The organism is Gilvimarinus gilvus (assembly GCF_030518155.1).
Lineage (GTDB): Bacteria > Pseudomonadota > Gammaproteobacteria > Pseudomonadales > Cellvibrionaceae > Gilvimarinus > Gilvimarinus gilvus.
Genome location: NZ_JAULRU010000589.1, coordinates 1 through 398, shown reverse-complemented (window position 1 = coordinate 398; position 398 = coordinate 1). Strand labels below are relative to the sequence as shown.

Here is a 398-nt window from a genome sequence, read left to right as displayed (position 1 = left end):
CCTCCGGCCTTAATAATTCCCAAAAGGCCAATCACCATCTCGACAGAGCGCTCAACGCACAACCCAACCAACGTGTCAGGCTCAACACCTCGTTCTGCAACTAGATAATGCGCCAGCTGGTTCGACCTCTCATTGAGCTGCTGGTAGCTGAGTCGCTCCTCACCAAATTGAACTGCTATCGCCTCCGGGCTCCTCGCCACCTGCTGCTCAAACAGCTCATGGATACAAAGCTCATGCGGGTAATCCACCCGTGTATCGTTCCACTCAATCAGCTGTTGATGACGTTCCGCATCAGGCAATATGGATAGCTCTGCCACGGGCGTCTTACCTCCATCGAGAAGGTCACCGACCAGCCTCTGCAAGGCCTGTTGCATATATTCGCTAACACGCTCCGCGTT

At 54.0% G+C, this 398-nt stretch carries 1 protein-coding gene; it reads right to left on the bottom strand.

Annotation, left to right across the window (positions count from 1 at the left end; all coding sequences use genetic code 11):
- Window positions 1–398 (bottom strand): AMP-binding protein (locus QWI17_RS14840; RefSeq protein WP_302723309.1); only part of this gene is annotated, 398 nt, incomplete at both ends.